Origin of the sequence: Acidocella sp. MX-AZ02 (genome assembly GCF_000306035.1) — a bacterium.
Taxonomy (GTDB): Bacteria; Pseudomonadota; Alphaproteobacteria; order Acetobacterales; family Acetobacteraceae; genus Acidocella; species Acidocella facilis.
Genome location: NZ_JH976207.1, coordinates 1,531,578 through 1,538,102 on the forward strand (window position 1 = coordinate 1,531,578; position 6,525 = coordinate 1,538,102).

Sequence of the window (6,525 nt, forward strand, 5' to 3'; positions counted from 1 at the left end):
AAAATTTCCGGACCGTCCTATTCCATAATTGAGATCGGAGCAAAATTCCGCTAAAGAGGCTGCCATGGCAATCTCCCTCGATGAAATCCTGCGCCGCCTCGGCGGCAGCGACGCCGCGGCCACGCTGACCGGCGTCTCCCCCGAAGCCGTGCGCAAATGGCGGAGCAGCAACGCCATCCCGCCGCGCCATTGGCCCGCCATTATGGCGGCAACCGGGCTCACCTGGGAAGAGCTTTCGGCCGCACCGGAGAGCACTGAGGTGCCGCCGGGCGCCACCGCCGCCCTGGTGCTGGCGGACGGCACCGTGTTCTGGGGCCGTGGTTTTGGCGCGCGCACCACCAGCGCCCCCTCCGAGCTGTGCTTCTCCACCGGCCTCACCGGCTATCAGGAGACGATGACCGACCCCTCCTTTGCCGGGCAGATTGTCACCTTCACCTTCCCGCATATCGGCAATGTCGGCACCAACGCCGAGGATATGGAAGCGACCCAGATCTTCGCGCGCGGCATGGTGACGAAGGAGGATGTCACCTCCCCCTCCAATTACCGCTCCACCGCCCCGCTTAGCGCCTGGCTGAAAACCCAGGGCATCGCCGGCATTTCCGGCGTGGATACACGCGCGCTGACGCTGCGCATCCGCGATCTGGGCGCGCCGAATGCGGTGATCTCTTTCCCCGAGGACGGCAAGTTCGACCTGAAGGCCCTGGCGGCGCAGGCGGCGGGCTGGGCCGGGCTGGAAGGGCTGGATCTGGCCAAGGAGGTCTCCTGCACCCAGTCCTATGAATGGACCGGCGGCACCTGGGACTGGGCGAATGGTTTCGCCGAGACCAATGGCGGCAAGAAGGTCGTCGCCGTCGATTACGGCGCCAAGCGCAACATCCTGCGCTCGCTGGCCTCCGCCGGCTGCCAGGTGACCGTGGTGCCCGCCACCGCCACCGCCGAGGATATTCTGCGCCACCAGCCGGACGGCGTGTTCCTCTCCAACGGCCCCGGCGATCCGGCGGCGACCGCCGCCTACGCCGTGCCCGCCATCCAGGGCGTGATGCAGGCCGGCGTGCCGATTTTCGGCATCTGCCTCGGCCACCAGCTGCTGGCCACCGCCTTGGGCGCCAAAACCTACAAGCTGGAGCGCGGCCATCGCGGCGCCAACCAGCCGGTGAAGGATTTGCGCTCCGGCAAGGTGGAGATCACCTCGCAAAATCACGGCTTCGCGGTGGATGAAAAGAGCCTGCCGGCGGGCGTTGAAGTGACTCACGTCTCGCTGTTCGACGGCTCCAACGAAGGCATCGCCGCCCCGGCGAAGAAGGTGTTTTCCGTGCAGTACCATCCGGAAGCGAGCCCAGGGCCGAGCGACAGTGCTTATCTGTTCAAACGTTTTGTTGAGCTGATGGGCTAAGCCCAAAACATTAATGGGGGTCCGGGGCCTCAGGCCCCGGCGGGTGCAGGGCGGAGCCCTGCGACTTCTTTTCAGGATTTTTCCAATGCCCAAACGCACAGACATCAAGTCCATCATGATCATCGGCGCCGGGCCGATTGTCATCGGCCAGGCCTGCGAGTTCGATTATTCCGGCGCCCAGGCCTGCAAGGCGCTGCGCGAGGAGGGCTACCGGGTGATCCTGGTCAACTCCAACCCGGCGACGATCATGACCGATCCGTCTCTGGCGGATGCGACCTATATCGAGCCGATCACCCCGGAGATGGTGGAAAAGATCATCGCCAAGGAGAAGCCTGACGCGCTGCTGCCGACCATGGGCGGGCAGACCGCACTCAACACCGCGATGGCGCTGGCCAAGTCCGGCGCGCTGGAGCGTCTGGGGGTGGAGCTGATCGGCGCCAATGCCGAGGTGATCGACCGCGCCGAGGACCGTTTGAAATTCCGCGACGCCATGGCCGAAATCGGCGTCATGGGCCCGAAGTCCGCCATCGCCCATACCCGCGAGGAAGCGGCCGCAGCCCTTGAGCAGGTCGGGCTGCCGGCGGTCATCCGCCCCTCCTTCACGCTGGGCGGCACCGGCGGCGGCATCGCCTATAACCGCGAGGAATTCTTCGAAATCTGCATGGGCGGCATCGAGGCCTCGCCGACCAATGAGGTGCTGGTCGAGGAATCCGTGCTGGGCTGGAAAGAATATGAGATGGAGGTCGTCCGCGACAAGGCGGATAACTGCATCATCATCTGCGCCATCGAGAATATCGACCCGATGGGCGTGCATACTGGTGATTCCGTCACCGTCGCCCCGGCGCTGACGCTCACCGACAAGGAATATCAGATCATGCGCGATGCGAGCATCGCCTGTCTGCGCCGCATCGGCGTCGAGACCGGCGGCTCCAACGTGCAGTTCGGCATCAACCCGGAAGATGGCCGCATGGTGGTCATCGAGATGAACCCGCGCGTCTCGCGCTCCTCGGCCCTCGCCTCCAAGGCCACCGGCTTTCCCATCGCCAAAATCGCGGCCAAGCTCGCGGTCGGCTATACGCTGGATGAGCTGCAGAACGACATCACCAAGGCCACCCCGGCCAGCTTCGAGCCGGTGATCGACTATGTCGTCATCAAGATCCCCCGCTTCACCTTCGAGAAATTCCCCGGCACCCCGGCGCTGCTGAGCACCTCGATGAAATCCGTCGGCGAGGCGATGGCGATCGGCCGCAATTTCCAGGAGGCGCTGCAGAAGGGTCTGCGCTCGCTGGAAACCGGCCTCTCCGGGCTGGATGAGATGGCAGCACCCGGCGATGGCGGCATGGATGCCTTCCGCGCCGCCCTCTCCACCCCGCGCCCGGACCGGCTGCTGGTCGCGGCCCAGGCGCTGCGCGCCGGGATGAGCCTGGAAGACGTCAACGCCGCCACCAAGTTCGACCCGTGGTTCCTGGAGCAGATGCAGGGCATCATCGCCGCCGAAAACGAGGTGAAGGCCAATGGCCTGCCCAAGGATGCGTTCGGTTTCCGCCGCCTGAAGGCGATGGGCTTTGCCGATAAGCGCCTGGCCCAGCTCTGCGGCCAGAAGGAGGCCGCCGTCACCGCCGCGCGGCTGAAGCTGAACGTCACCCCGGCCTATAAGCGCATCGATACCTGTGCCGGCGAATTCGCCTCCGCCACCTCCTATATGTACTCCACCTATGAGGGCAGCTACGGCACCCCGCTGGACGAGGCGGATGTCTCCGACAAGCGCAAGGTGGTGATCCTGGGCGGCGGGCCGAACCGCATCGGCCAGGGCATCGAGTTCGATTATTGCTGCGTCCATGCCGCCTACGCCCTGCGCGAGGCCGGCTATGAGACGATCATGGTCAATTGCAACCCGGAGACCGTCTCCACCGATTACGACACCTCGGACCGGCTCTATTTCGAGCCGCTTTTCGCCGAGGACGTGATCTCCCTGCTGCGCAAGGAGCAGGAAAAGGGCACGCTGTTGGGCTGCATCGTGCAATATGGCGGCCAGACCCCGCTGAAGCTCTCGCAGGCGCTGGAGCTTGCCGGGATTCCCATCCTGGGCACCTCCGCCGATGCGATCGATCTCGCCGAGGACCGCGAACGTTTCGCCGCCCTGCTGCAGAAGCTCGGGCTGCGCCAGCCCGATAACGGCATCGCCCGCTCCGCCGAACAGGCCGAGGCGATTGCCGAGCGCATCGGCTTTCCCATCATCATCCGCCCCTCTTACGTGCTGGGCGGCCGGGCGATGGAGATCGTTTACGACCGCCACGGCCTGGCCCGCTATATGCGCGAGATGATCCGCCCCTCGGCGGAAAACCCGGTGCTGATCGACCGCTATCTGAACGAGGCGCTGGAAGTGGATGTGGACTGCATCTGCGACGGCACGGATGTTTATGTGGCCGGGGTGATGGAGCATATCGAGGAAGCCGGCATCCATTCCGGCGACAGCGCCTGCTCGCTGCCGCCCTACTCGCTCTCGCCGGCCATCGTCGCCGAGCTGCGGGCGGAGACGGTGGCTTTGGCCAAGGCGCTGAACGTGGTCGGGCTCATGAACGTGCAATACGCCATCCAGAACGACACCATCTATGTGCTGGAAGTGAACCCGCGCGCCTCGCGCACCGTGCCCTTCGTCGCCAAGGCGACCGGCGTGCCGGTGGCGAAGATCGGCGCGCTGGTGATGGCGGGTGAGAAACTCGCTGACTTCAAGTTGGATGACAGCCTGCAGCCGCGCCATGTCGCGGTGAAGGAGGCGGTGTTCCCCTTCGCCCGCTTCCCGAATATCGACACGCTGCTCGGGCCGGAGATGAAATCCACCGGCGAGGTGATGGGGCTGGACACCAATTTCGCCCGCGCCTTCGCCAAGGCGCAGCTGGGGGCGGGGGTGAAGCTGCCGCTTTCCGGCACCGCCTTCGTCTCGGTCAAGGATGTGGACAAACCCGCCTTCCTGCCGGTGGCCCGCCGGCTGACGGAGCTGGGCTTCACCCTGCTCGCCACCGGGGGCACCGCCAAGGTGCTGACCGAGGCGGGGATTCCGGTGAAAAAGGTGAATAAGGTGCTGGAAGGCCGCCCGCATTGCGTGGATGCCATCCTCTCCGGCGATGTGCAGCTGATCATCAACACCGCCTCCGGCGCGCAATCGGTGGCGGACAGTTTCGATATCCGCCGCTCCGCCCTCACCCATGGCGTGCCCAACTTCACCACCATCGCCGGCGCGCGGGCGGCGGCGCATGCCATCGCCGCCCTGATCGGCGGCACTCTTGAAGTTGCGCCGCTTCAGTCGTACTTTCCCCAATCCTTCTGATGGAGCGCCGGCGGGCGACCGCCGGCGTCCGTCTTTTTGACCTCTAACCACCCGAGGGCGCGTCCGCGCCCTTGAGGAGATGCAGTGCAGAAATTTCCCATGACCGCGAGCGGCCTGGTGGCCCTCGAAGACGAATTGCGGAACCTGAAGGCCGTTGAGCGTCCGGCGATCATTCGCGCCATCGCCGAGGCGCGCGCCCATGGCGACCTCTCCGAGAACGCCGAATATCACGCCGCGCGCGAACGCCAATCCTTCATCGAAGGCCGCATCGCGGAGCTGGAGGAGATCACCTCCGCCGCCGAAGTGATCGACCCGACCTCGCTCTCCGGCGACACGGTGAAATTCGGCGCCACCATCCTGCTCGTGGATGAGGACACCGATGCCGAGGTCTCCTACCAGATCGTCGGCGTGCATGAGGCCGACATCAAGCAGGCCCGCCTCTCCGTCACCTCGCCGCTGGCCAAGGCGTTGATTTCCAAGCGCGTCGGCGACACCGTGGCGGTGCCCGCCCCGGGCGGCGACCGCTCCTACGAAATCCTGAAAATCAGCTACGTCTGAGATGATCACTTACGATGATGTCCTGGCCGCCGCCGCGCGGATTCAGGGGGCGGTGTTGCGCTCGCCGTTTTTGCGGATGGACGGGCTCTCCCGCCTGACCGGGGCTGAGTTGTATGTGAAGCTCGACCATCTGCAGGCCACCGGCGCCTTCAAGGAGCGCGGCGCGGCCAACCGCATCGCGCTGCTCACCGCAGATGAGCGCCAGCGCGGCGTCGTCGCCATGTCGGCTGGCAACCATGCCCAGGCGGTGGCGCGCCATGCCGCCCTGGCCGGCATCAAGGCCACCATCGTGATGCCCCGCCACACCCCGGCCACCAAGGTCACCCGCACCGCCAGCTGGGGCGCGCATGTGGTGCTGCATGGCGAGACCCTGGCCGAAGCCGCGGCCGAGGCGCGCCGGCTGGAGGCCGAGGAAGGGCTGTTTTTCATCCACCCTTATGACGATCCTGCGGTAATGGCCGGCCAGGGCACCATGGCCCTGGAAATGCTGCAGGACGTGCCGGATCTGGACGCCATCGTCGTTGCCACCGGCGGCGGCGGTCTGGTCGCCGGCTCTGTCACCGTCGCCCGGCATCTGCGCCCGGACTGTCAGGTGTATGGCGTCGAGGTCGAGCATTACGCCGCCTTCGCCCAGGCGCTGGCGGGCCAGGAGATCAAGGTCGGCGGCCCGACTATCGCCGAGGGCATCGCCGTGCGCGATATCGGCCAGCGCCCGCTGGCGGTGCTGAAAGCGCTGCAGGTGCCGGTGCTGGTCGTCTCCGAACATGCGGTGGAGAGCGCCATCGACAGTTTCGCGGAAAACGCCAAGCAGGTCACCGAGGGTGCGGGCGCTGTCGGCCTCGCCGCGGTGATGAGCTTCCCCGAGCATTTCCGCGGCAAGAAGGTCGGCATCTCAATCTGCGGCGCGAATATCGATCCGCGCATCCTGGCCAACACGTTGATGCGCTGCCTGCTGCGCGATGGCCGGCTGCTGCGCCTGGTGCTGGAGATGCCGGACCGGCCCGGCATGCTGGCTGAGGTCTCGCGGCGCATCGGCGATCTCGGCGGGAATATTCTGGAAGTCGCGCATCACCGCCTGTTCTCCAGCCCTTCGGTGCAGGATGCGCAGCTGGAAGTGATGATCGAGGCGCGCGACGCGGCGCATGGCGAGGCGATCGAGGCGTCGCTGGCGGAATTGTTCGTGCTGCGTAGGTTATAAAAGTTTTTTGGTGCCGCTTTTTTACAAAAATGCGGCGAAAAAATTTGG

At 65.7% G+C, this 6,525-nt stretch carries 4 protein-coding genes; all 4 read left to right on the top strand.

From position 1 onward, the window contains the following. Positions 1–64: 64 nt before the first annotated feature. The 4 genes from carA (at position 65) to MXAZACID_RS07585 (ending at position 6,477) form a co-directional block, all read left to right on the top strand. Positions 65–1,393, top strand: coding sequence for a glutamine-hydrolyzing carbamoyl-phosphate synthase small subunit (carA, locus tag MXAZACID_RS07570; RefSeq protein ID WP_008493636.1), 1,329 nt, complete (start codon positions 65–67; stop codon positions 1,391–1,393). An 85-nt stretch (positions 1,394–1,478) separates the two neighbouring features. Next, complete coding sequence (carB, locus tag MXAZACID_RS07575) at positions 1,479–4,721, top strand: carbamoyl-phosphate synthase large subunit (RefSeq protein ID WP_008493638.1); 3,243 nt, start codon at positions 1,479–1,481, stop codon at positions 4,719–4,721. An 84-nt stretch (positions 4,722–4,805) separates the two neighbouring features. Then, on the top strand, positions 4,806–5,279 hold the full coding sequence (greA, locus tag MXAZACID_RS07580) for a transcription elongation factor GreA (protein ID WP_008493639.1): 474 nt from the start codon (positions 4,806–4,808) through the stop codon (positions 5,277–5,279). Position 5,280: 1 nt separating this feature from the next. Beyond that, positions 5,281–6,477, top strand: coding sequence for a threonine ammonia-lyase (locus MXAZACID_RS07585; RefSeq protein ID WP_008493640.1), 1,197 nt, complete (start codon positions 5,281–5,283; stop codon positions 6,475–6,477). The last annotated feature ends 48 nt before the right edge of the window (positions 6,478–6,525 follow it).

Coding starts and splice junctions, on each gene's coding strand:
- carA (WP_008493636.1), top strand. CDS start 65: ATGGCAATCTCCCTCGATGAAATCCTGCGCCGCCTCGGCGGCAGCGAC.
- carB (WP_008493638.1), top strand. CDS start 1,479: ATGCCCAAACGCACAGACATCAAGTCCATCATGATCATCGGCGCCGGG.
- MXAZACID_RS07585 (WP_008493640.1), top strand. CDS start 5,281: ATGATCACTTACGATGATGTCCTGGCCGCCGCCGCGCGGATTCAGGGG.